This window comes from Yersinia sp. FDAARGOS_228 (assembly GCF_002073315.2).
Classification (GTDB): domain Bacteria; phylum Pseudomonadota; class Gammaproteobacteria; order Enterobacterales; family Enterobacteriaceae; genus Yersinia; species Yersinia intermedia.
The window spans coordinates 4,310,340-4,334,797 of the sequence record NZ_CP020409.2 but is presented as its reverse complement, the minus strand read 5'-3'; the positions used below and the strand labels follow the sequence as shown (position 1 = coordinate 4,334,797).

The following is a 24,458-nucleotide window of genomic DNA, read 5'->3' as shown; positions in this document are numbered from 1 at the left end:
TTTTTAGCATTTTTTAACATGCTAAACGCTAAATGGCGCACATGAAAGTATTGTGCGCCATTAGGTTATACTCTTTGTACTTGAAGCCGCAGGGTTGTTAGCTGCGTTAGTTACTTGGCCCATCCGTGGGCCTACCTGCAACGCCAATGACTTTGAGTCTATTGGGCGCGCTTATTGCTTCGGTTTAAAGCGCAGCAAACGGTTAGCGTTGCTGACCACGGTAATGGATGACAGCGCCATAGCCGCTCCAGCTACCACCGGGCTAAGTAATGTTCCGGTGAACGGGAACAGAATACCCGCTGCAATCGGAATACCCAATGCGTTGTAGAAAAAAGCACCCAATAGGTTTTGCTTCATATTACGCAATGTTGCTTTGGAAAGTTCAACAGCATCCGCCACCCCATGCAGGCTGTGGCGCATCAACGTGATAGCCGCAGTTTCAATTGCGATATCACTACCACCGCCCATGGCAATTCCAACATCAGCTTGTGCCAGTGCGGGGGCATCATTGATACCATCGCCAATCATGGCCACTTTGTGCCCGGCGGCTTGCAGTTGCTTGATAGCCTCAGCTTTACCCTCCGGCAACACACCCGCGATCACCTGATCAATACCGGCTTCTTTGGCAATGGCATTGGCGGTAATAGGGTTATCACCGGTTAACATCACCAGGCTATATCCCAGCTTATGCAATCGTTGCAGCGCGCTGACACTGTCGCTGCGCAGTGGGTCGCGGATCGACAGCAATGCCGCGGGTTTACCCATCGCGGTGAGGATAACCGGAGTGGCACCACTTTCGGCTTGCTGCTGCATGAGCGATTGCAACTCACGGGTATCAATGCTCTGCTCCTCCAGCAGACGGTTGTTCCCTAGCAACAGCGGAATGCCGTCAACTTCACCACTGACACCCAAGCCGCGTAAGGTGCGGAACTGACTAACTGTAGCCAGCGTCAGCCCTTCGGCACGTTGCAAAATAGCGCGAGCCAATGGGTGATTAGAGCCAGTTTCTAGTGCTGCGGCCCATTCCAGCGCTTGTTGTTCGCTGACACCGTTAAAGGTATGAATTGCCACCACTTGCGGGTGACCTTCCGTTAGCGTGCCAGTTTTGTCGAACACCAACGTATCGAGATTACTGGCTTGCTGCAACGCATCGGCATCACGAACCAAAACACCAAACTCGGCCGCCCGCCCGACGCCAGAAATGATAGACATCGGCGTCGCCAGCCCCAGCGCGCAGGGACAAGCAATAATGAGCACCGTGGTGGCGACCACCAGGGTGTACACCAACTGAGGTTGTGGCCCGAGGAAATACCAAATCAGCCCGGCGATAACAGCAATTGCCACCACGGTTGGTACAAATACCGCAGATATTCGGTCCGCCAATTTGCCGATTTCTGGTTTACTGCTTTGCGCCTGACGAACCAGTTTGATGATACGCGCCAGTGTGGTTTGGCTACCAATGGCATTGGCGCGGAACAGTACTGACCCATCCTGTACTTGGGTACCCGCATGTACCACATCACCTGCTGATTTTTGTTGAGGGATAGGTTCGCCGGTCAGCATGGCTTCGTCCATCCACACTTCGCCTTGCACAATTTCACCATCAACCGGTACACGGTCACCGGTAGTCAGGCGCAAAGTCATGCCCAATTGGACCTCAGCCAAAGGGATCACTTGCTCGCCTTCGTCAGACACCCATCGTGCTGTTGGTGGTGCCAGATCCAGCAATCGCTCCAACGCATTGGATGAGCGCTGTCTGGCACGTTGTTCCATCGCATGACCAAGGTTAATCAAACCGATGATCATGGCACTGGCTTCGTAATAAAGATGGCGCGCTTCCATCGGGAAAACATCTGGCCAGATATTCACCGTGATGGAATAAAGCCACGCCGCCCCAGTACCTAGCGCCACTAAGGTATCCATGGTGGCACTGCCATTTTTCAGGCTGACCCAGGCGTTGCGATAAAAATGTCCACCTGCAAATATCATCACCAGCAGAGTAATAACCCCGACAATAAGCCACGGTGTCTGGGTTTCGGGGGTTAGCGTCATACTGCCGCCAAATAACCCCCATCCCATCAGTGGGATACCCAACAGCAGGCCCAGCGCTGCTTGCCATTGGAAGCGTTTCATACTGGCTTGGGACATCTGTTGCTGACGTGCGCGGCGCTCGCCTTCGTCTTCAATAATTTCCGCGCCATAACCGGCATTTTTGACGGCTGCGATTAAGGCGTCATTACTTGGGGTACCGGTGACTAACGCGCTACGTTCCGCCAAATTGACGCGCGCAACCTCAACCCCATCAACCCCTTCCAGAGCATGTTGTACTTTGGATACGCAACTGGCACAGCTCATTCCGGTTAGTAATAACTGGACGCTATCGATATCCGCCACTGTGGTTGGTTTAGCATTAGTATCATTTGTTACTGCCGGAATGGTTGAAGAGGCCGCTGCCTGATATTCCGGCTGAGATGGGGCTGAGTGAGTCAGCGGCTCAGTTTTTGGGGATAGGGCACCTGGCAGTGCGGCGTGATAACCCGCCTGTTCCACTGCGCTAATTAGCACCTGTGGATCTGCTTTGCCATACACTTTAGCGCTATCCACACTTACCACGGCCGCAATCACACCGGGAACGGCTTCCAGCGCTTTGCGTGTAGCTTCAGTACAATGACCGCAACTTAAGCCTGAGAGCTGTAATTGTGTATCGGGTGTTTGGGCTTCTTCTGCCTGATAACCGGCTTGCTTGACGGTATCAATCAACGTATTGATATCGGCTTCACCGGTCACTTTGGCGTAGTTGACATCGACTTCAGCATGATGAATATCTTCACGGCTTTCTAACGCAGTTTTCACTCGTTTGGCACAATTCATACAGGAAAGGCCATGCAAGGCCAAGACTGTGGTTTGCAACATAATTAACCCCTTATCGAGTAACCACTTATCCGTTAATTTCGTCGGGATAAGTTTAGTTGGTAATCCCAGTCACATCGCTTATCTGCGGTGATAATGGACTGCTCCGCAACTTTACGCTGTACAGATTTTATTCCGCTTGACTGACATCGTTATTTTCACTAATTATGGAGGTTAAACCTTCCAGCAAGGGGAAGGTCAAGGGGAAATATGAACATAAGCGATGTCGCAAAAAAAACCGGCTTAACCAGCAAAGCCATTCGTTTCTACGAAGAAAAAAAACTGGTAACGCCGCCGATCCGCACAGATAACGGTTATCGCAGTTACAGTGCCAAACACATTGAAGAGTTAACACTGCTACGTCAGGCGCGACAGGTTGGTTTTACACTGGATGAATGCCGTGAGCTACTGGCATTATTTCATAATCCGGCCCGCCACAGCGCGGATGTGAAAGCGGCGACGCTGCTAAAGGTAGCGGAAATTGAGCAACATATTGATGATCTTAATCAGATGCGCTTGCGCTTGCTAGCACTGGCAGATGAGTGCCCTGGGGATGATGGCGCTGATTGCCCGATTATCAATAATCTGTCGGGATGTTGCCACTCGGCAGATAAGCAGGCTGTTGATAATAAGAAGAACGTTGTCATTAAACGGAAGGTTGTGAGTAAACAAGAGACAGTTAGTTAACTGACAGGCCGCTCAACTGACGGCCTGCCGGTCAATATGCTACTTATGATGATATAGGTATCAGTGATGGATGGCGCGGACATGCAAGGTATTGCCTTCCACTAATATCACTTCAACTTCGGTACCAATACTAAGCTCGGTCGCGCAATAAATACGCCAGCTACTGTCGCCAACCCGCATGCGACCAAAACCATCAATGGTCGGTTCGGTCAATGTTGCCCGCGTACCCAATAACTGATGAGTACGTTGATTCAACATCGCAGGTTGTGGTTTGGTGCGTTTACTCAGCCAGTACCACCACAGGAATGCAGCGACCACTGTCAGGACGGAAAATAGCACGCCTTGCATCTCCCAGCTAAAGGGAAATAGCCAGACTAACGCGCCCACGACTACGGCGGCAACGCCGCTCCACAGCATATAACCACTGGCACCTAGCATCTCAGCGGCCAGTAGCAGCCCGCCGAGAGATAGCCAAAACCAACTTGGATTCGCGGCAATTTCCTCCAGCATGGTTATTTACCTCGGCTGTTTTTACTCTCGCCAATCAGTTCGGCAATCCCGCCGATAGCGCCCATCAGGCTGCTAGCTTCTAGCGGCATCATAATGACTTTGCTGTTATTAGCGGAGCCGATGTGTTGCAGTGCGTCGGTATATTTCTGTGCCACAAAGTAGTTAATGGCTTGAATGTCACCGGCAGCAATAGCCTCAGAAACCATTCGGGTGGCTTGGGCTTCAGCTTCAGCGCCACGCTCACGGGCTTCTGCCTGCAAGAATGCGGATTGACGCTCACCTTCAGCTTTCAGAATCTGTGATTGCTTCTCACCTTCAGCACGCAAAATTGCGGCCTGACGAACCCCTTCGGCTTCCAGAATATCAGCACGTTTAGTACGTTCCGCTTTCATCTGAGCATTCATCGCAGAAATCAGTTCAGCCGGTGGGCGCACGTCACGGACTTCAATTCGGGTAACTTTAATGCCCCACGGGTTGGTGGCTTCATCCACAATATGCAGCAGGCGGCCGTTGATGTTGTCACGTTGGGACAACATTTCATCCAGCTCCATGGAACCTAAAACAGTACGGAAGTTGGTCATGGTCAAATTGATGATGGCCGATTCCAAATTGCTGACTTCATACGCTGCTTTTACCGGGTCAATAACCTGGATAAAGCAGACGGCATCAATCGCCACGTTGGCGTTATCGCGGGAAATGATCTCTTGGGATGGGATATCCAAGACTTGTTCCATCATATTGATTTTACGACCAACACGATCCATAAATGGCACAACGATGTTCAAGCCTGGCATCAGGGTTTTGGTATAACGGCCAAAACGCTCGACAGTCCACTGAAAACCTTGTGGAACGATTTTGATTGAGGAAAACACCACAATCAGTGCAACAACGATAAGAACAGGGATGACCGTAAACATATTTAACTTCCTGTCAGCAATAATATTTGTTTCTTAATATTACGTGACGGGGCGCTAAATGCCTAACGAATGGCCGGTAAAAGCATGTAAATGAGGAAAAGTAAGGTTGTCGCAGAGTAAAACTGCGCGAGATGATCCCGCGCAGCAGCAAATAAGGAGATCGCCCCAAAAGCCATGGCGATTAAAATTCGCGGTCAGTACAGCAATGAATAAAGTTGGCGGCGATATTTGGCTGCCAGTGCATCGCCAGTGCCTAATGCGGCCAGAATATCCATGAGTGTCTTACGTGCAGTGCCATTGGCCGCAGCCAGATCTTTTTTCAGATGGCTCAGCAACAACTCTAAAGCTTCTTCATTGCGGCCAACCTGATGCAGTTGCAGCGCTAATTGAACCGCTAGTTCGACGTTGTCAGGCTGTTCAGTCAGTTGCTGTTGTAACTGTTGGATCTCTGGGGTGTCAGCCGCTTGTTTGAGTAACTCAATCTGAGCAATCAGGCCTTGATAGCGGGTATCACGGTCTTGCAGTGGAATGGTTGCCAGCACCGCTTCAGCATCTTCACTGCGGTTCAACTGGATTTGTACTTCAGCCAGTTGCAGGCCAATTTCACTGTTTTGCCCACTCAGCGCCCAGGCGTCTTTCAACAGTGGCAGCGCTTCTTGTACGTTGCCTTCACTTAACAATTGCACGGCTTCGGCAACTTTCAACTCTTCAGGTTTCGGCAGTACCCGTTGCAACAGTTCGCGGATAACCTCTTCTGGTTGTGGCCCTTGGAAGCCATCAACCGGTTGACCGTCTTTAAACAGATAAACCGCCGGAATTGAGCGTAAACCAAACTGTGATGCCACCATCTGCTCTGCATCGCAGTCGACACGAGCCAGAATAAATTGACCAGCATACTCTGCGGCCAGTTTATCCAGCACTGGCGTCAGTTGCAGGCAATGCTGGCTGCGTTCGGACCAAAAGTAGAACAATACTGGCACGGCCATGGATTGTTCTAAGGTCTGGTGTAGGTTCGCTTCAGTAATATCAATCGTAGTAGGTGCTAGCATGAATTATTTCTCTCATCCGTTTTAACACTAGATGGGGGCAGATTATGTTGCTTCAACCCCAACTATTTTTGGATAGTCAGTTAAGCATTGCCGCGCAGGACTTTATCTAACATTCGCCCCGGTAGGATGCGGCGCAGAATGGTCAAAGCATGGGCCACTAATGTGACAGGATAGCGCAATTGTGGGCGCTGGCTTTCCAGCGCATGGCGTAATTTCGGTAGTATAGCCTGCGGGGGCAGGGTAAAGCGCTTTGCGATACCAGGATTATTGACCGGTTTATCGGCCTCGGCCTGATTTACGTTCTGTGTAAAATGGGTACTGATCGGGCCGGGTTCAATCAGACAAACATGTACACCACTGCCGTGCAGTTCCATCCGTAGTGCATCAGACCACGCTTCCAGTGCATATTTGCTGGCAGCATAAGCGCCGCGACCTGCCGTAGAAACCAACCCCATCACCGAACTGGTTTGAATTATACGCCCTTCGCCGTGGGGCAACATTGCTGGTAACAGCAATTGCGTGAGCTGGTGGGTGCCGAATAGATTGGTGGAAAACTGCTTTTCCAACTGCTGGCGTGAAATGGTGTGCAACGGGCCATACAGGCCGAAACCACCGTTGTTAAACAGGCCGTATAAGCGCCCGCCAGTCAGTTCGATAACCTGCGCGGCAGCACGTTCCACACTGGCACTGTCATCCAAATCCAGTTCAATACCTTCCAGACCCAATTGTGTCATCTTTGCCACATCATCAGGTTTACGGCAGGCAGCCAGCACGCGATAGCCCCTGTTTTTCAAATCCTGTGCCGCAACCAGACCAATGCCGCTGGAACAACCGGTGATTAAGACTGCTTTTTGCATAACTTTACCTAGTGAGTGGTTCTATTTGTTTGAACAAATGTTATACCGTCATACTTCAAGCTGTATGTGCGTTGGCTGTGCTCAATCACCTGAATCACTTACTGATGTAAGCTCAGCGTGATTTTCTCGCTTGCCGCCTTCCTGCAACTTGAATTATTTAGCGTATATTACTTTTATTGATGTATCGCAACGAGCGGCTTGAGTTGTTGCGCCATCCAATCTGCGATGAAGGGTTGGGCCGCTGCGTTAGGGTGTAAGCCATCATCCTGCATCCACTGCGGTTTCACAGCAACAGCTTCCATAAAGAAAGGGACCAATGGAATGTTAAATTGCTGTGCCAGTTGTGGATACATCGCGGTGAAAGCATCAGTATAACGGCGACCATAGTTAGGCGGAATGCGGATTTGCATCAATAAAGGTTGGGCTTTCGCTTCCAATATCTGATTGATAATTTGTGTCAGGTCCCGTTGAATATCTTGCGTTGGAAAACCACGCAGTCCGTCATTGGCACCCAATTCTATCAGCACCCAGCGTGGCTGATGTTGTTTGAGCAAGGCGGGCAGGCGGGCCAGGCCTTGAGCGGCGGTGTCACCACTGATACTGGCGTTGACTACCTTCGGCAATGACGGTGTTCCCTGCCATGTTTTATCCAGCCGTGAAGGCCATGCTTCGGCAATCGGTAGGCGGTAACCGGCGCTTAAGCTATCGCCAAGAATTAACAGTGTATCGGTTGCGGCGGCTCGCAAACTGAATAATCCCAACAGTAAAAGGAAGGGAAGATGCCAGCGGAAAACGTTCTTGAAGTTCATCATCTTAATAAATACGTCGGCCAGGGTGAGCAACAGCTCTCCATCCTTACCGGAGTTGAGCTGGTTGTCAAACCCGCGCAGACAATTGCGCTGATTGGTGAGTCGGGTTCCGGTAAGTCAACTTTGCTGGGGATTCTGGCAGGGCTTGATGATGGCAGCAGTGGTGAGGTGAGTTTACTCGGCCAGTCTTTGACCGCCATGGATGAAGAAGGGCGCGCGCAATTACGCGCAAAAAACGTCGGCTTCGTATTTCAGTCATTTATGCTGGTGCCCACACTCAATACGTTGGAGAACGTTCAGCTTCCTGCATTGTTGCGTGGAGAGAGCGAACGCAATAGTAAGGCCCATGCGGTGGAGTTATTAGAGCAACTTGGGTTGGGCAAACGGCTTCATCATCTGCCCGCTCAGCTATCTGGTGGTGAGCAGCAGCGAGTAGCATTGGCACGGGCCTTTAGTGGGCGGCCTAAAGTGTTATTTGCCGATGAGCCGACCGGTAATCTTGACCGCCATACCGGTGACAGAATTGCTGATTTGTTGTTTTCACTCAATCGGGATTATGACACCACACTGATTCTGGTTACCCACGATGTACAACTGGCGGGGCGTTGCCAGCGCCGCTTGCGGCTACGGGACGGCAAATTGTGGGAGGAAGTATGATTTGGCGCTGGTTTTGGCGTGAGTGGCGCTCACCCTCACTGTTAATTGTCTGGCTGGCATTAACGCTGGCGGTGGCCTGTGTGCTGGCGCTGGGTACTATCAGTGACCGTATGGAAAAAGGGCTGAGTCAGCAAAGCCGTGATTTTCTGGCCGGCGATCGGGTGCTGAGTGCGGCGCATCCGGTTCCTGACGCGTGGTTGCTGGAAGCTAAACGGCAAGGGTTGACCGTCAGTCGCCAGTTATCATTTATGACCATGACCTTCGCGGGTGATCGCCCACAACTGGCTGATGTGAAAGCCACTGATTTAGCCTATCCGCTGTATGGCAAATTAGATACGCTGCCTGCTGGCGCGGTGCTTGAACCGGGTACGGTGTTGGTGGCTCCAAGGCTGTTGTCGCTACTTGGGGTTAAGGTCGGCGATATGCTGGATGTCGGTGATACCTCACTGAAAATTGTTGGTGAAGTGATTCAGGAGCCTGATTCTGGCTTTAATCCATTCCAAACCGCGCCGCGTATTTTGATCAATCTGGCTGACGTGGAAAAGACCGGTGCGATTCAGCCGGGTAGCCGTCTGACCTATCGTTATATGTTCGCCGGCCAGCCTGATGGCGTCACCCAATTTAGTGACTGGCTCACGCCACAACTGAAACCAGAGCAGCGTTTGTACGGCTTGCAGGAGTCAGGTGGTGCGCTGGGGAAATCGCTGCAACGGGCGCAGCAGTTCTTGCTGTTATCGGCACTATTGACGTTACTACTTTCGATTGCTGCCGTTGCGGTGGCGATGGGCCACTATTGCCGCAGCCGCTATGATTTAGTTGCGGTCCTGAAAACATTAGGTGCAGGGCGCAGCGCGCTGCGGCGGTTGATTATCGGTCAGTGGTTGTCAGTACTGGTGTTGGCAGGCCTGTGTGGCAGTGTGATTGGCCTCTTATTCGAGAAAGTTTTAGTTCGCTTATTGTCACCGGTATTACCGGCTGCATTGCCAGCAGCCGGTTTATGGCCATGGGTATGGTCAATGGGTTCGCTGGTATTGATTTCGTTGCTGGTGGGTGTTCGCCCCTATCGGCAATTGCTAGCGACCCAGCCGCTACGGGTTTTGCGCCGTGATGTTTCCGCGAATGTTTGGCCGCTGCGTTACTTTATTCCTGCAATGCTGGTTATCGTGATTGGCCTATTGGCATTGCTGATGGGAGGAAACGCGTTATTGTGGGCCATTCTGGCTGGCATGGTGGTATTGGCGTTATTACTGGGCGTGATTGGCTGGGGCAGCTTGGTACTGTTGCGCCGCCTGACCGTTACCCGTCTGTCATTGCGGCTGGCAATCAACCGTTTGCTACGTCAACCGTGGATGACATTAACGCAACTGGCGGCATTTTCATTATCCTTCATGCTGTTAGCGTTGTTATTGGTACTGCGTGGGGATCTGTTGGATCGTTGGCAGCAACAATTGCCGCCAGACAGCCCGAATTACTTCTTGCTGAATATGACACCGCAACAGGTGCCACAAGTAACTGAATTTCTGGCGCAACATCAGATAACGCCATCAACGTTCTACCCTATCGTGCGGGTACGGTTATCTGAAATTAACCAGCAACTGGCCACCGAGCGGGTGCGTGAAGATGAACCCGGTGGCGAAGCGGTTAACCGTGAATTGAATCTGACCTGGCAGCAAGACTTACCGGCGCACAATATTTTGACCGCCGGCCAATGGCCGCCTAAAGCCGACGAAGTGTCGATGGAACAAGGCATTGCTGACAAGCTGGGGATTAAAATCGGCGATAAGCTGACATTTAGCGGTGATACACAGTCATTCGAAGCCAAAGTTAGCAGTATTCGTCAGGTGGATTGGGAAAGCCTGCGGCCAAATTTTTACTTTATCTTCCCGCCAGGTGCATTGGATAAACAGCCACAAACCTGGCTGACCAGTTTCCGCTATCAAGGAGACGGGGAGGTGCTGACACAACTGAATCGGCAGTTCCCAACACTCAGTTTGTTGGATATTGGCGCGATGCTTAAACAGGTCGGGCAGGTGTTGCAGCAGGTGAGCCGTGCACTGGAAGTGATGGTAATACTGGTGATTATCTGTGGCACTTTGTTGCTGTTAGCGCAGGTTCAAGTAGGGATGCGTCAGCGCCGTCAGGAGCTGGTGGTTTACCGGACACTAGGCGCAAGTAAACACTTACTGCGAGGTACTTTGTGGTGGGAGTTTGCCTTACTGGGATTGGTTGCCGGGCTGGCTGCTGCCATCGGAGCAGAGGCGGCACTGTGGGCATTGCAGCGCTTAGTGTTTGATTTCCCATGGCAGCCTAATTGGGTTATGTGGTGGCTGTTGCCGTTGGCTGGCGCGCTATTGTTGTCACTGTGTGGCGGTTGGTTAGGTGCGCGTTTGTTACAGGGAAGGGCGCTGTTCCGCAATTATGACAGTTAGCCCACTTGGGTAACCTGGCGTTGCAGTGTGGCTGCAACGCCAACGATTTGTGGGGCAGGCCAGATGAGTTACAGCTTATCCTGCGCCCAGATCAGCGCGTTCTGGTATTCCGCTGGTAACAACGGCGCGAGTGCGGCCAGAGCAGCACGTAATTGTGTGCCATCGGGATGGTTCAAATTCAGATGGCCTACTTTACGACCTGCGCGCACTTCTTTTTCATACCAGTGCAGATGCACCAACGGCAGAGATAGCCATTCGATGTTCACTGGCGTGCCAATCAGGTTGACCATCGCTGATGGGGTGTTGACCACCGGCGTCGGTAAGGGCAGGTCCAAAATGGCACGCAGATGTAGCTCAAACTGGCTTATAGATGCGCCATTTTGCGTCCAGTGGCCGCTGTTATGCACCCGTGGTGCCAGCTCATTGATCAACAAATTGTCGCCAACGATAAAGCACTCCATGACCATTACGCCAACATAATTCAGCTCATCCATAATGGCTGACAGCATTTTTTCAGCTTGTTGCTGTAATCTGCTATCGGGCTGTGGCAAAGCCACACTCATGCGCAGGATGCCATCTTCATGCAGATTGTGGGTTAACGGGTAAAACACCGATTTACCTTGGCTGCTGCGTGCGCCGACCAGCGAAACTTCACCGCTGAAGTTAATCCCTTGCTCAACAATACATTCACCGTAAGCATCAGTCGGTAAGGTATCCTGATCACCGGCCCGCAAACGCCACTGTCCGCGGCCGTCATAGCCACCGACTCGGCGTTTGACGATGGCCAACTCACCTAATGTTGCAAAGACCTGTGGCCATTCGCTACTACTTGCTAATAGCTGCCACGGGGCGGTTGGCAGATTCAGGCTATCGAGCAATTGCTTTTGTGTCAGGCGATCGGCCAGACGCGGGAAGATATCGCGGTTAACAAAAGCCGTGTGTGTAGCGAGCTCACGGGTTAACGCCGTTTCTGGCCAGCGCTCAATCTCAGCGGTAATCACACTGTGCTGATAAGGCACGGCTTCAGGTTCCGCATCCAAGCCCACCGGATAAACGGCAATACCCAGTGGTTCGCCAGCCTGACGCAGCATGCGCCCTAGCTGGCCATTACCTAATACGCAAACTGGTTTCATGCCTTCACCTGTAAGTCTGGTACCCGAGGATCTGGATTATCCAGCACTTCGTCAGTTTGGCTTTTGCGCCAATCAGCCAGACGATCGGCTAATTCGGCATCGTGCAATGCCAATATTTGCGCGGCCAGTAAAGCGGCATTGGCGGCACCGGCTTTACCGATAGCCAAGGTCCCCACGGGGATACCACGCGGCATTTGCACAATCGAATACAGGCTGTCGATACCACTCAGCGCAGCACTTTGTACTGGAACACCTAAAACAGGTACTAGCGTTTTTGCCGCAATCATACCCGGCAGATGTGCAGCACCACCGGCACCGGCAATTATCACCTGTAAGCCATTGGTTTGGGCCGACTCGGCAAAACTGAACAGCTTATCGGGGGTGCGGTGTGCGGAGACAACTTCCACATGAAATGGAACATTGAGCGTGGTGAGCACGTCAGCGGCGAACTGCATGGTGGCCCAGTCACTCTTGGACCCCATTACGATAGCGATTTTAACCCCGGCTGTATAAGCCGAATCGAGGTTAGCTCCCATGAGTGTAAAGCTCCTGTGATTGCACAAGCGTCGGCCAGAATGATTTTACTTAAATCGTGACTGGCGAAGAGGGCGTAGAGCATATCATGAGCCAAAGGCGAGGAAAACGGTTGCGTCGCGGCTTTTAGTGGGATTTATCGGTTTTTTATACCCACTCGCCAGATAAACCTGAAGGTCAAAATGGGAATTTAATCAACTCAACACTGTCTGCCGTGACTTTGACCATCGAACCCTCAACATGCCAGGCACCAAGAACCACACGATGGGCGGTTGTGGCGGGGAGTGCTACGGTGTGAACCGCTGGGCGATGCGTATGCCCGTGGATCATCCAACTGACGCCATTACGTTGGAAGCTATCAATCACCGCTTGTGGATTTACATCCATGATCAGCTCAGATTTGCCGCTATTGTTCTGCTGACTTTGGTTACGCATATAAGCTGCAATGCGTAAACGAAAACGCAGAGGTAGCCATAGGAACAGTTTTTGAATCAGTGGATTATGTACTCTACGACGAAAATGCTGATAGTCAGTATCATCGGTACACAGGGTATCGCCATGTAAAATAACAATTTTACGGCCATACAGTTCGACGACTTTCTCTTCCGGCAGCAGGATCATCCCGCTTTCTTGAGCAAAGCGTTTACCGAGCAAAAAATCACGATTACCGTGGATAAAGTAGCAAGGCACACCCCGTTGTTGGAGTGATTTCAGCGCAGCGGCAACTTGCCGGTACAGTGGTTCGGGGTCATCATCGCCAATCCAGGACTCGAACAGATCACCCAGGATATATAACGCATCAGCATGAATAGCTTCACGCTGTATAAAATGCAGGAAACCGGCAGTGATTGCCGGTTCCTGAACGCTAAGATGCAAATCTGCAATAAAAAGCGTGCTCATTAAGCTGTCATTATTCGCTGATAGTGACGCTTTTGATGATCACATCTTCTTTTGGCACATCTTGATGCATGCCGCTACGGCCAGTAGCAACGTTTTTGATTTTATCAACAACGTCCAGACCTTCAGTAACTTCAGCGAATACGCAGTAACCCCAACCATCCGGGCGCTCTGAACGGAAGTTCAGGAAGTCGTTGTCAGCAACGTTAATGAAAAATTGTGCAGTAGCAGAGTGCGGATCGTTGGTACGCGCCATTGCCAGGGTGCCACGGGTATTTTTCAGGCCGTTGTTAGCTTCGTTTTTGATAGTTGCATCAGTGGTTTTCTGGTTCATGCCCGGCTCAAAACCACCGCCTTGAATCATGAAACCGTCGATAACACGGTGGAAGATAGTGTTATCATAAAAGCCTTTACGGCAGTAGTTCAGGAAGTTTTCAACGGTAACCGGCGCTTTATCCGCGAAGGTATTGACGACGATATCGCCGTGATTAGTATGAAACGTGACCATAATAATGTTCCTGCTAGTGTAATAGTGTATTCACAAATGAGTCGTAACTCTTTAGACGGCTCTTATATCATAACTCTGAGATTGAGTCAGCACTCGAAACGCGAGCAAGATGTACGAAAAAGTGCTGAATCAGTGGCTGATTTACCGCATAATCTGATGATATCCTTTTATCTCCTTCGTCCTTGAAGTTGTTTGCGCTCCACCTGCAACGCCAATGACTTTGGGTATAAACCCTGCTTACCGCAAAAACAAAAACCACGGAATGTCCCGATGCTAAAGATTTTTAATACACTGAGTCGCCAAAAAGAGGAATTCAAGCCTATTCATGCCGGTAAAATTGGTATGTACGTATGCGGGATCACTATTTATGACCTGTGTCACATTGGGCATGGGCGTACTTTTGTCGCTTTCGACGTCGTGGCGCGTTATTTGCGTTATTTAGGTTACTCTTTGACGTATGTACGCAATGTTACCGATGTTGACGATAAAATCATCAAGCGTGCACTGGAAAACAATGAAAGCTGTGAGCAACTGACGACACGTATGCTGGCAGAAATGCATAAAGATTTCGATGCACTGAATCTTAAACGCCCTGATTTGGAGCCGCGTGCGACGCACCATATTCCTGAAATTATTGCACTGACCGAGCGCTTGATTGCCCGTGATCACGCTTATGTCGCATCAAATGGCGATGTGATGTTCGCTGTGGACAGTGATCCTGATTACGGTTTGCTGTCCCGTCAGGACTTGGATCAATTACAGGCCGGTGCCCGGGTTGAGGTGGCAGATGTTAAACGCAATCCGATGGATTTTGTCTTGTGGAAAATGTCTAAACCGGGTGAACCAAGTTGGGCATCACCTTGGGGGCCGGGTCGCCCTGGCTGGCATATTGAATGCTCGGCGATGAATGGCAAGCAGTTAGGCGCACATTTTGATATTCACGGCGGTGGTTCTGATTTGATGTTCCCGCACCACGAAAATGAAATTGCACAATCTACCTGTGCCCACGATGGCCCCTATGTGAACTACTGGATGCATTCCGGTATGGTGATGATTGACAAAGAAAAAATGTCTAAATCACTGAATAACTTTTTCACCATTCGTGATGTTTTGGCCTATTACGATGCTGAAACTGTGCGTTACTTCCTGATGTCTGGTCATTATCGCAGTCAGCTTAACTACAGCGAAGAGAACCTCAAACAAGCGCGTGCTTCACTGGAACGCCTGTATACCGCTCTACGTGGGACTGATGCGAATGCGACTCCTGCGGGGGGGGCAGAGTTTGAAGCGCGGTTCCGCGCGGCAATGGATGATGATTTCAATACGCCAGAAGCTTATTCGGTACTGTTTGATATCGCCCGTGAAGTAAACCGCTTAAAAACTGAAGATATTACGGCGGCAAATGGTTTAGCGGCAGAATTGCGTAAACTGGCCCATGTGCTGGGATTATTAGAGCAGGATCCAGAGCTGTTTTTACAAAGTGGCGCGCAGACTAATGATGACGAAGTGGCAAAAATAGAAGCGTTGATTAAGCAACGTAACGATGCCCGTAGCAGTAAAGATTGGGCGCTGGCCGATTCGGCCCGTGATCAGTTGAATGAGCTAGGTATTGTGCTGGAAGATGGCCCACAAGGGACGATATGGCGCCGTAAATAGCATGGTATTGGGTCGATAGGTGCAATTTAGCTATCTGCATCTAAAAAAATTGCGGTTCTGGTGCTGACCAGTAACCGCATTTTTTTGCCCTTATCTCGCCATGGCAGCCTTTCGCAATAACCAGCTAGAACTCGCCTTTGCCGAGGTGATTAGGCTTTAACCTGCACTTTCATGCCTTGAAACTCAACAATCTGGTCAGCCAGGATTTTGCAGCGCTTACGCGTTTCTACATTCCCGTCGACTTTCACCTGACCATCTGCGATGGCGGCTTTAGCTGAGGCACCGCTGTCGTTCCAGCCCTGTAACTTTAATAAGTCACACAGCTCGACGTGCGGGTGTTTTTCCAAATGAAAAATGTCCATTCCTGTCCTTACAATCAATTTTCGTTGATGTCGTGATATTCCTCGCAGGCTTGCAAGGTATTTTGTATCAGTGTTGCAACGGTCATCGGCCCGACGCCACCGGGAACCGGTGTAATCCAACCCGCACGCTCAACGGCGACATCAAATTCTACATCGCCGACTACTTTACCACTTTCCAGACGGTTAATGCCTACATCAATCACGATAGCACCAGGTTTAATCCATTCACCGGGAATAAAACCGGGTTTACCCACGGCAACCACCAGCAAGTCAGCATTTTCGACATGTTGGCGCAGATTTTTGGTAAAACGATGCGTGACGGTGGTAGTGCAACCGGCTAACAGCAGTTCAAGGCTCATCGGGCGGCCTACAATATTGGATGCACCGACCACAACTGCATTGAGGCCATAAGTCGAGATATTATAACGCTCCAGCAAGGTAACGATGCCGCGTGGGGTACAAGGGCGCAATTTCGGTGCGCGTTGACACAGACGACCCACGTTATACGGGTGGAAGCCATCTACGTCTTTATCAGGGTGGATACGTTCCAGCACTTTGATATTATCAATACCTGCAGGCAGTGGCAGTTGCACCAGAATCCCATCAATTTCACTATCGCCATTCAGTGAATCAATCAATGCCAGCAATTCTGCTTCCGTAGTAGTCATTGGCAGATCATAAGAACGTGAAACAAAACCGACCTCTTCGCACGCCTTACGCTTACTGGCGACATAAATTTGTGAGGCTGGGTTAACACCAACTAATACCACAGCAAGACCGGGAGCACGCTTACCGGCAGCCAAACGTTTCTGTACCAACGCAGCAACTTCATTTCTTACCTGCTGCGCAATCGTTTTACCATCAATAATTTTTGCTGACATCAGTGGAGGGATCCATCAATTAAAAAAGCGGGAATCCGCCTATTTTGTCAGAAGCGGGGCGCGCTGTCAGGCGTATAATAACGATTAATTAACGATTAAATAGCCAGATGGTAAACAGTAAGGCGAAAACCCATTGACTCGAAAGCGACTGCCCGTATAATCCAACCCGCAACTGACTACCGGCAGTGTTCTGTGCTGCGGTAAATATCAAATGCGCCCTTAGCTCAGTTGGATAGAGCAACGGCCTTCTAAGCCGTAGGTCACAGGTTCGAATCCTGTAGGGCGTACCATAAAAATCAATGAGCTACCCTCTATTTACCCCCTAATTATCAACAACCTTTTTTAAAAGTGCCAGATTAGTGACATTAATCCCCATTACCTCGTCAATTTTACGCGCATGCTCAGTTAGATGGTTTGGCGACAAGTGAGCATATCGACGAACCATTTCGATGCTCTCCCATCCTCCCATTTCCTGAAGTGCTGATAGTGGTACCCCGGCTTGAACTAACCAGCTCGCCCAGGTGTGCCGCAAATCGTGGAAACGGAAATCAGTGATTCCGGAGCGCTTTAATCCAGTTCTCCATGCTGTATTATCATCAACGCGCATTTTCCTGACCTCATCGGTTTTTGTTCCATCTGCCCGGTGCCATGCCGAGGTGTGGACAAACACATATCTTGAGTGCCGGCCTATCTGTTCACGTAATACCTTGCATGACATATCGTTTAGAGCTACGCCAATTGCCTTGCCCGCTTTAGCGTTCTCTGGGTGAATCCATGCAACCTTTCTTTGCATATCGATTTGCGACCATTCCAGATCCAGAATGTTCGACCTTCGAAGCCCGGTAGCCAGAGCAAAGACCACTACAGGGCGGAAGTTCTCAGGCATACAATTGATTAAGGTTAGAGCCTCATCTTTTGTCAGCCAGCGTATCCGCTTACTCTGTGGTTTTCTGGTCTTGATCACTGGCGCTTTGGCTAACCACTTCCATTCGTCTGCTGCTGCCCGTAACAGGCTGCGTATAAATGAAAGGTGCTGGCTTCTTGTTGCCGGTGAAACCTGTTTTTCCACATAGCCAGGTATCGGTTTTTTCTTCCTTAATGCTGCATCCCTTTTCGACTCCCAGATCTGCCTATGCTTCCTGTTTGGCATTCTGGACACCGCTTTCATTATCTTATCTTCGGTAATGCTGGATATTGGCATTCCAGAAAAATGACCGAGGAAAAACTCAATCTTCGTTCGGTCATCATCCAAAGATCGCTTATGCTCTTTTTCTATCAGCCAACGCAAGCATGTTTCATCAAAAGTGTGTTCAGCTATTTCACCTAGCTTATCTACCCTCCATGCATCTGCCCTTAACTGATCGAAGAGTTCCTGCGCTTGTTTCTTGTCTGCCGTACCAAGGCAGCGTCTAACTCTTTCCCCGTTCGGGCGAACGAAATCACAGTACCACTTTCCGTACCTTTGTTTGAGCGCCATACAGACTCCTTCTCTGCTTGGCCGTTTTCTGCATTCACGGCCTGATTGTGTTGGTTGCTGTGGATATATTCAAGACATGCTGATTTCAGAATTTCAAAACTTCCGCCGCCATTAGCTCCGCTCTTGCCCGCTTTTAGTCGCTTATTTTTTATTAGTAAGCGGACGGTTCGCGGGGATTTTCGCAGGTAGGCGGCGGCCTGTGGCAAGTCGAATAACTCATCATCAAGCCGAATATCATTCATAGCTGGCCTCTTATCTCTTTATCAATCTGACGGACGTAATAACTCAACCAGCGTTTAGCCGGGAAAGTGTTAGGGGGTATGGCGATGATTTTTTTGCGTGGCGGTCGAGGATTTCGGTGATGAGCTTGTCGTGTTCTGAAAGTGGCTTGCCGTCCGTGGCTTCAATTATTTCTGTTCTACAACATCGCGCTACTGACCTGATAGCATTTTCAATGGTTGTCTCCATACTCTCACCACTCCTTTAACCACAGCAGCCAGATCGCCACACCGCCGCCGACGATAAGCAGTATCCAATCCAGATATGCCATTACAAAACTAAGATCATCCATCAGTTAACTCCCTTCACAGCATCACCCACCACATAGACAACCAGGCAGATAATGAATAGTGCAAAGCATATCCCTAACAGTATTTCCGTTACTTTTGGTTGGTTCATGCTGCCTCCGAACTGCCAGGTATTAATTTGATTGATTGATCGCACTCATTGCCCCACGTATCCCAGCCCTCTAAATCCCTCCTTGAAAACAACTCAATGCGCTTCACATCTCCATACAGTAATTCCAGCCGATGGCGGACCTCCCACGGCTTTTCGCTATGCTCGCCAAGCGGTGAGTAAACAACTTGCTTGATGCTGGCATTGAGTCGCTCAAGGCCATTGCCGCGCACTGCAATCAGAACATCTTCCGTGTTGGCCCGCGTGTAGTTACCGCCATTCATCCGTGATTGGGTATTGAGCAGGGCGAGAAAGTCGTAAAAGTCGTTAACCTCACCGGCCGCCAGCGCCTTATTTATGTGATCCTCTGCTAACTGATTCAGCTTCACCCAGGTGAAACCCTTCATTGTGCGCACCTGAAAGCCCCACGCTTCAGCGAGCTGCTTGGCTTCGTCATTGAAGTTGCCGGTGTACCACATAGCGAGAACTGCATCGGGTGCTGCGAGGGACCAAACAGGGAGGCGCTTTAAATCGGTGAGTGACATCGTGCTGTAGTGATTAACTGCCGCTCCATTGCTGGCCTTGTTCCCGTACTGCCAGGGTGGATCACAATAAATAAGCTGATATCCACTCATGCCGCCTCCATTATCTTTCTCACTTTCGCTTTCACTGACTTCACCGTTTTAACTGGTGTTGGCGGGACAACTTGCTGCGGCGAGGGTCTCTTTGATTTATCGCCGGTTCGTAGCCGCTGCTTTATTTTCATGTCCCACAAATAGGCTTCTTTGTGGTCACGCCCGTCATCCGGCGCGCGGCCAACAGTCAGAATTAGTTCGCTGATATCGTCCATATCAACCTCACAGATTTAGAATGGTTTTTACATCATCCGGCTCGCAGCCAGACGACATGATATGAGTGCCTTCATGTAGCGACACAACAACATCGGCAGGCATGACGCCGTACCGTTTCCACAATCCCTGATGCAGAACTTGCGCTAATTCATCCGTGCTAACGCGACCCGCAGTGAAGTAAGCGCGGGGTAATTTGACGATGATTGATGACATAGGGACACTCCAGATAGTGAAATCCGTTTACTGAGAGTTCCGTGGTGGGGTTAAAACGAGATGGTTATTGCTTGGCTGCTGTGAATAGCTCGTAAACATCATCTTTTAGCGCATGACCAGCTCGCGTGAACGTAATCGCAAAAAGGTTGCCGTCTGGCCTGTCATGCTGAATATCAATGATTGCAACCGGCTGCAACGCTTTCAACTCAGCAAGTTGCTCACGCAGTGAACGTAGTTCAATGAGAAGCATAAGTAACTCGGTGTTGTAGGCGTCACCCTCTGCCATCGCTTCGAGCACTTCAATCTGGTCTGCAAGCCCACCGTCTGGCTTGCGGGTAAATTCCTGCTCAGTTAGCTTGTTCATCGGGTGCGCTCCACGTCTGTTGTGATTGCCGTTACTTTTGCCCCAGCAAGAATGCGGACGTCTTTATCGCCAGCAAATATCTTATTTAGCCGGCCATTAGCCGCTTCGATTGCCTGCTTGTAAACTTGGGCCGTTTGGCAATCAGGTCCCCATGAACCTAGGTTGCTAAGCTCAATAGTCAGGGTAACTGTCGCATTGGTTGTAGTTCTTATCACTGGTTTACTCAGCATCTGCATTCCCCTCTACCAGCCACAAGCCGGTTGTGAATCTTCATCCGACATGAAAGGCTCGCACGAACTAGCGCAACCCTCGTTATTTTCTTCATCATCAAGCGGTGGTAATGGCTCAGATAAATCAAAAGTGGCTATCAAATCTCTAACGCTACGATATCCACGATAAAACTTGCGTGGTTCGTCGCTTGGTTGACCTTTAATGGAGTTTCCGCCAACAAAGCCATATTGATTTTCCAGATATGCAAAAATGTCAAAGTGGTGCCAGTTATCACGATAGATTTGTTGAAGCTTTTTATCTGACTTCTTGAAGCAGCATTTGCAATTACCCTTGTAATCTTCCAGTTTCAACCTGAAATCTTGTTCCTCCCAAAAATCGAGCACATCTAATTTGTCTGAAGGGAATATATCAACGAGTGGGTATATTTTTATTTGCTGATGTTGCACTGAAACTTTACGATTAATACGGCGTGGCTCATCAGTACGAATCCCGATAGCTGTTAAATATTCACCCTTCTTCCAGCCAATAGAGCGGATATAGCTATGAATTGGTGCTTCTTTTAGTTCGCGAGTGCAATGCTTATATGAGTGATTTGGTATGCCATATTTTTTCACAGCTTCCTCAAACACCTCACCTGAGCGCTTTGCTGTTTCATAACTAACGACTTTATGACCAGTAGGCTTGCCCTTGATGGGATTAATATTGGCTTCAAGCCACACAGTGTTGAAACCAAAATTAACATCACAATCACGGACAAAATCTAACGTTTCATTGTTTTCTTGGCTGGTATTCGCGAAGCAAACAATCATTTCATATTCATCAGCACATTTAGTTAATAGCTGGCGAGTCATAAAAGCGGAGGTTGCGCCACCGCTATTTAGAACGAGTAATTTTTGTTTACCCATCACTCCCCCTCTACCGTGAAACCGGCTACTCTAATTGCATGTTCAACATCGAAACGGGAAAGCCAGTTACCGCCCTCTTTAGGTATCATGACATTTCGCTCACCTTCGTTAATCGGATGCCCAGCACGAACTGCGTAACCGACAGGCAGTACAACAGGCTTACTCAGCTTATCGCTTGCCGCTGATAACGCTGCTTCTGCTTTCTTGGCGCGTGCCTGCCACTTGTCGCGCATCGCATCGATATGTGTTGTGCGCTTACTCGCAAATGCAGAGCCACCTCGCTCGATATTCAGAATCCCGTTCATTTCATCACGCTCTTTCTGTGCCGCTTCCAGTTGGGCTATCAATCCAGCACGTGCTGCATTCCAAAACGCCAGCATGTCATTTGCATGCTGATATTTGTAAGTAACGCCCGGTACCGGATGTTTAAACTTTTCTACCGGAGTTCCAACATCACGCTCCATGTATGTGTTGTATGCGGACTCAAACTCTTCGATGTTATTCATCAGTTGTTACCCCTCAGGCTTTCACGAAATTTCTTATGCCATTTTCTAGCGCGATTTTGTCTAGCTGATAGATTCCTTTCCATCCATACATGAGGGTAATTAGCGCTAAAAACTAACCAGCCAAGATTGCTTACTCGAAGCCTTCCGTTAGTGAACATGCCAAGCAGCCGCTTTGCTTCACGATTTGATTTCATGGGAAACCCTCAGGCTGTGCGTTTATTCCAAGCGCGTATTGCCATGGCGATTTTACCTCTGCCAATCATTTGAGCGCTCTGAGCATCGCAATTATGACAACGAACTATCGCAGAACGGTCAGGGCAATCTTCTTCGTACTGAGCGAAGGCTTCTACATTCGTGGATCCGCAGAATGGGCATGGCTTAAGTTTTTCATCAGTATTTTCAGACATAACTGTTTCCTCAGCAGATTGCTGTAATGGGGTGGGGGATTAGTCCTGCTTGACCGACCAGCCAATACCGGCATATTCACGAGCAGCCTGACTTGCAAGAATCGGAGCAGGATTGCTTAAGCTGAATGGCCGCCGCTCCAGCGGTAACAAGTGAGCAGGGCAGCGAGGGTAATTCGCTGTTATCCTGCCTATCGTCCTGATAATCATCTTGTTCAGCCGTTCGTGTTCTTCTCCCCGCTTTGCACAATCAAAAGCCGAGAGGCATCCTGCAATTATCTCTGCATAGTTTTCTTTTCTGATTGTCATGGGATTACCTGCGGGGAAGTGTGAACTTAGAAACGTGGGTCTTCAGCAAAGAACTGATCATCCCCCTGATAGTTACCTGAATGAGTTGGAGCGCTGTTTACTTGCTTGCGCTCGTCTTTATCTTTCAGGGTGGTGAGCATCTTCGCTATTGTTTCGGCTGGGGCGTTAGTTACATGCTCTTGCAGCGTTCTCTGGCTTTGCGCCAGAAATGGAATGCGAATATCAAAGTTATAAGTCTCACGTCCATCATCTTTTGTTTTCAGAGTTTTTTGCAGTACCAAACCCAACTTGCGGCCTACAAACTCAGGGGCTACATCAACACCAGCTTCATTTTTAATGATGGTGAGTTGCTTAACGCCAGAGCAACCCATCATGGCATTTATCATGTTTACGCCATGCGTATTGGGGCTTCCGTCTTTCTTGACGGTGTAAACATTCAGATAATTGGCCTTGCGCCCATCATCAGTTTCCACGGAGAACTCAATTGATTTAGCGCCGCCAGAACTGATCACATATTTAGCTTCTGAGATGGTGAAGATATAAGCCCCAGACTCATTGATGAAACCGCTTAATCCTGCTGATAAACCTGAATCTTGGTCATAGACGAAAGTTACATTGCTCATGCCGCGTTTCCTTTAATTTGGTGAACATTATTGATGCCGTAGTAATCGCAAATATCCCGATCTACAGTCAGAAGGTCATTTTCAATTTCGTTGGTTTCGAAGAGGCCCATCGGTGATTTAACGGTGTCGTAACCGTTGTTTTGAGTGGTGAAAAAGTATTGTCCATCGTGAACGGTGGTTCTCAGAACGATGGTGAACATTCCTTCGACTGTTACTTTCTCATCCAACATTTTGCCGATGGTTTTCATTTTGACTCGACCAAGGTTTGTTTCCTCGGTGTGGGCCATGAAGTAAATTCTCAGATCATCCGGCGCATCCTGTGCCGCTTTGATTATTTCCCACATGTGAAGTCCCATTTTCGCGAACTTATCAAATCCCTTATCGTTCACCGTCTCCATGAACTCGGTGCACATCACATACTGAAAGTCATCAATGATGACTATTTTCTTCCCGTACTTTGTCGCACCATTAATGACGGCCTTAATCAGTGACCAGTCATGTGTTGGGATAACACTCCCTGTTTTCTTCTCGCCATCCCATGACTGCCAGTTAGTTGATTTGAACGGTAGCCGCTTCCTTACGACCTGAATAAGCAGGCAATCATCAGGGTTGAGATTGCGCAAGCTGGTAGACTTCCCTGTACCAGATTCACCAAGGATTAATGTTGCGGTACCCACAAATCACCTCCATAAATGATTTACGCTTTTTGGCTGCCGATTCCCTTACCTGCTCAACCAATTCGCCTTTAATCCCCATCGCGTCCAGTGCAATGATCGCCAGTTGTTCAGCCGACACGCGACCGCACTCCAATTCATTTTTAACAAAGGACAGAGTATCCATACTCTTTAACGATTCACGCCTTGTGATAATCAGTTCTTTGAATTGCTCTTCTGTCATGCAGCCTCCTGAAGCTCGATTGATACCGACGCATCCATTTGGTAAATACGACGCTTGGCGACTGCGCAGGTGAGGTAATTAGCTGCTGAGCGCCTACTTCCTGCCTTGCGGCAAGACTTCGCGCAATTCAGCCAGTGGTTATGCCACCACCTGAGTTCCTTCTTGGTCATGGCTCAACCCTCCGAGTTAGCGCCTCAATAATTTTCT

At 49.5% G+C, this 24,458-nt stretch carries 29 protein-coding genes and 1 tRNA gene; 5 read left to right on the top strand and 25 right to left on the bottom strand.

The genetic code is table 11. The features are described from left to right. Positions 1-171 precede the first annotated feature (171 nt). The gene (gene copA / locus A6J67_RS20380; RefSeq protein ID WP_050073410.1) at positions 172-2,913 is read right to left on the bottom strand and encodes a copper-exporting P-type ATPase CopA; all 2,742 of its coding nucleotides are present in this window, start codon (positions 2,911-2,913) and stop codon (positions 172-174) included. A 207-nt stretch (positions 2,914-3,120) separates the two neighbouring features. On the opposite strand from copA, the gene cueR reads away from it, so the two are divergent. Beyond that, positions 3,121-3,597 (top strand): Cu(I)-responsive transcriptional regulator, encoded by a 477-nt coding sequence (gene cueR / locus A6J67_RS20375; RefSeq protein WP_042569304.1) that lies wholly within the window; start codon positions 3,121-3,123, stop codon positions 3,595-3,597. A 60-nt stretch (positions 3,598-3,657) separates the two neighbouring features. Here cueR and A6J67_RS20370 read toward each other — a convergent pair whose 3' ends face one another. The 5 genes from A6J67_RS20370 to tesA all read right to left on the bottom strand — a co-directional run bounded on the left by A6J67_RS20370 (position 3,658) and on the right by tesA (position 7,739). Continuing rightward, the gene (locus tag A6J67_RS20370; RefSeq protein ID WP_005182387.1) at positions 3,658-4,107 is read right to left on the bottom strand and encodes an NfeD family protein; all 450 of its coding nucleotides are present in this window, start codon (positions 4,105-4,107) and stop codon (positions 3,658-3,660) included. Positions 4,108-4,109: 2 nt separating this feature from the next. Then, the gene (locus A6J67_RS20365) at positions 4,110-5,024 is read right to left on the bottom strand and encodes an SPFH domain-containing protein (protein ID WP_004704953.1); all 915 of its coding nucleotides are present in this window, start codon (positions 5,022-5,024) and stop codon (positions 4,110-4,112) included. 194 nt (positions 5,025-5,218) lie between these two features. After that, positions 5,219-6,073, bottom strand: a complete 855-nt coding sequence (locus tag A6J67_RS20360; protein WP_032905626.1) for a co-chaperone YbbN — start codon at positions 6,071-6,073, stop codon at positions 5,219-5,221. Positions 6,074-6,153: 80 nt separating this feature from the next. Further along, entirely contained in the window at positions 6,154-6,930 is a 777-nt protein-coding gene (locus tag A6J67_RS20355) for an SDR family oxidoreductase (RefSeq protein WP_050297440.1), read from the bottom strand. A 173-nt stretch (positions 6,931-7,103) separates the two neighbouring features. Beyond that, on the bottom strand, positions 7,104-7,739 hold the full coding sequence (gene tesA, locus A6J67_RS20350; RefSeq protein ID WP_032905627.1) for a multifunctional acyl-CoA thioesterase I/protease I/lysophospholipase L1: 636 nt from the start codon (positions 7,737-7,739) through the stop codon (positions 7,104-7,106). Here tesA and ybbA point away from each other — a divergent pair. Together ybbA and ybbP are read left to right on the top strand one after the other, a co-directional pair. Then, the gene (ybbA, locus tag A6J67_RS20345) at positions 7,710-8,396 is read left to right on the top strand and encodes a putative ABC transporter ATP-binding protein YbbA (RefSeq protein ID WP_005182403.1); all 687 of its coding nucleotides are present in this window, start codon (positions 7,710-7,712) and stop codon (positions 8,394-8,396) included. The two genes, tesA and ybbA, sit on opposite strands and share 30 nt — an antisense overlap. After that, positions 8,393-10,825: a putative ABC transporter permease subunit YbbP gene (gene ybbP / locus A6J67_RS20340; RefSeq protein WP_050297441.1), complete on the top strand. Its 2,433-nt coding sequence runs from the start codon at positions 8,393-8,395 to the stop codon at positions 10,823-10,825. Before ybbA ends, ybbP begins: the two co-directional genes overlap by 4 nt. Before the next feature lie 68 nt (positions 10,826-10,893). Here ybbP and purK read toward each other — a convergent pair whose 3' ends face one another. From purK to ppiB, 4 genes are all read right to left on the bottom strand, one after another. After that, a complete protein-coding gene (gene purK / locus A6J67_RS20335; RefSeq protein WP_080608408.1) occupies positions 10,894-11,958 on the bottom strand; it encodes a 5-(carboxyamino)imidazole ribonucleotide synthase in 1,065 nt (354 codons plus the stop codon). Further along, positions 11,955-12,494: a 5-(carboxyamino)imidazole ribonucleotide mutase gene (gene purE, locus A6J67_RS20330; protein WP_005182416.1), complete on the bottom strand. Its 540-nt coding sequence runs from the start codon at positions 12,492-12,494 to the stop codon at positions 11,955-11,957. Before purE ends, purK begins: the two co-directional genes overlap by 4 nt. A gap of 175 nt (positions 12,495-12,669) precedes the next feature. Further along, positions 12,670-13,392, bottom strand: a complete 723-nt coding sequence (locus A6J67_RS20325; RefSeq protein WP_005182417.1) for a UDP-2,3-diacylglucosamine diphosphatase — start codon at positions 13,390-13,392, stop codon at positions 12,670-12,672. A 10-nt stretch (positions 13,393-13,402) separates the two neighbouring features. Continuing rightward, positions 13,403-13,897: a peptidylprolyl isomerase B gene (gene ppiB / locus A6J67_RS20320; RefSeq protein ID WP_005182430.1), complete on the bottom strand. Its 495-nt coding sequence runs from the start codon at positions 13,895-13,897 to the stop codon at positions 13,403-13,405. A 270-nt stretch (positions 13,898-14,167) separates the two neighbouring features. On the opposite strand from ppiB, the gene cysS reads away from it, so the two are divergent. Continuing rightward, positions 14,168-15,553 (top strand): cysteine--tRNA ligase, encoded by a 1,386-nt coding sequence (cysS, locus tag A6J67_RS20315; protein WP_105165859.1) that lies wholly within the window; start codon positions 14,168-14,170, stop codon positions 15,551-15,553. A 149-nt stretch (positions 15,554-15,702) separates the two neighbouring features. Here the strand turns inward: cysS and ybcJ are convergent, their stop codons facing one another. Both ybcJ and folD read right to left on the bottom strand, forming a co-directional pair. Further along, complete coding sequence (gene ybcJ / locus A6J67_RS20310) at positions 15,703-15,915, bottom strand: ribosome-associated protein YbcJ (protein WP_004390634.1); 213 nt, start codon at positions 15,913-15,915, stop codon at positions 15,703-15,705. A 14-nt stretch (positions 15,916-15,929) separates the two neighbouring features. Further along, positions 15,930-16,796: a bifunctional methylenetetrahydrofolate dehydrogenase/methenyltetrahydrofolate cyclohydrolase FolD gene (gene folD / locus A6J67_RS20305; RefSeq protein WP_005182439.1), complete on the bottom strand. Its 867-nt coding sequence runs from the start codon at positions 16,794-16,796 to the stop codon at positions 15,930-15,932. Between the two features lie 213 nt (positions 16,797-17,009). Here folD and A6J67_RS20300 point away from each other — a divergent pair. After that, a tRNA-Arg gene (locus tag A6J67_RS20300) sits at positions 17,010-17,086 on the top strand. Positions 17,087-17,118: 32 nt separating this feature from the next. Here the strand turns inward: A6J67_RS20300 and A6J67_RS20295 are convergent. From A6J67_RS20295 to A6J67_RS20225, 13 genes are all read right to left on the bottom strand, one after another. Then, positions 17,119-18,273, bottom strand: a complete 1,155-nt coding sequence (locus A6J67_RS20295) for a tyrosine-type recombinase/integrase (RefSeq protein WP_080608407.1) — start codon at positions 18,271-18,273, stop codon at positions 17,119-17,121. A 674-nt stretch (positions 18,274-18,947) separates the two neighbouring features. Further along, positions 18,948-19,583: an MT-A70 family methyltransferase gene (locus A6J67_RS20285; protein WP_080608406.1), complete on the bottom strand. Its 636-nt coding sequence runs from the start codon at positions 19,581-19,583 to the stop codon at positions 18,948-18,950. Further along, positions 19,580-19,798, bottom strand: coding sequence for a hypothetical protein (locus tag A6J67_RS20280; protein ID WP_080608405.1), 219 nt, complete (start codon positions 19,796-19,798; stop codon positions 19,580-19,582). The genes A6J67_RS20285 and A6J67_RS20280 overlap by 4 nt, the downstream gene beginning before the upstream one ends. 7 nt (positions 19,799-19,805) lie before the next feature. Next, complete coding sequence (locus tag A6J67_RS20275) at positions 19,806-20,012, bottom strand: hypothetical protein (protein ID WP_042569889.1); 207 nt, start codon at positions 20,010-20,012, stop codon at positions 19,806-19,808. 64 nt (positions 20,013-20,076) lie between these two features. Next, positions 20,077-20,376 (bottom strand): hypothetical protein, encoded by a 300-nt coding sequence (locus tag A6J67_RS20270; protein WP_080608404.1) that lies wholly within the window; start codon positions 20,374-20,376, stop codon positions 20,077-20,079. Next, positions 20,373-20,606: a hypothetical protein gene (locus A6J67_RS20265; protein WP_192945348.1), complete on the bottom strand. Its 234-nt coding sequence runs from the start codon at positions 20,604-20,606 to the stop codon at positions 20,373-20,375. The genes A6J67_RS20270 and A6J67_RS20265 overlap by 4 nt, the downstream gene beginning before the upstream one ends. Positions 20,607-20,618: 12 nt before the next feature. Continuing rightward, entirely contained in the window at positions 20,619-21,512 is an 894-nt protein-coding gene (locus A6J67_RS20260) for a hypothetical protein (RefSeq protein WP_080608403.1), read from the bottom strand. Next, positions 21,512-22,018 carry a hypothetical protein gene (locus A6J67_RS20255; protein WP_105165858.1) on the bottom strand — a complete coding sequence of 169 codons (507 nt, stop codon included), beginning with the start codon at positions 22,016-22,018 and terminating at the stop codon, positions 21,512-21,514. Before A6J67_RS20255 ends, A6J67_RS20260 begins: the two co-directional genes overlap by 1 nt. Before the next feature lie 203 nt (positions 22,019-22,221). Then, entirely contained in the window at positions 22,222-22,425 is a 204-nt protein-coding gene (locus A6J67_RS20245) for a Lar family restriction alleviation protein (RefSeq protein WP_080608402.1), read from the bottom strand. A 39-nt stretch (positions 22,426-22,464) separates the two neighbouring features. Further along, positions 22,465-22,731, bottom strand: a complete 267-nt coding sequence (locus A6J67_RS20240; RefSeq protein WP_080608401.1) for a hypothetical protein — start codon at positions 22,729-22,731, stop codon at positions 22,465-22,467. A 26-nt stretch (positions 22,732-22,757) separates the two neighbouring features. After that, entirely contained in the window at positions 22,758-23,354 is a 597-nt protein-coding gene (locus A6J67_RS20235; protein ID WP_080608400.1) for a DUF669 domain-containing protein, read from the bottom strand. Next, positions 23,351-24,031, bottom strand: coding sequence for an AAA family ATPase (locus A6J67_RS20230; RefSeq protein WP_080608399.1), 681 nt, complete (start codon positions 24,029-24,031; stop codon positions 23,351-23,353). The genes A6J67_RS20235 and A6J67_RS20230 overlap by 4 nt, the downstream gene beginning before the upstream one ends. Continuing rightward, positions 24,003-24,251, bottom strand: coding sequence for a hypothetical protein (locus A6J67_RS20225; RefSeq protein WP_080608398.1), 249 nt, complete (start codon positions 24,249-24,251; stop codon positions 24,003-24,005). The genes A6J67_RS20230 and A6J67_RS20225 overlap by 29 nt, the downstream gene beginning before the upstream one ends. Positions 24,252-24,458: the final 207 nt, after the last annotated feature.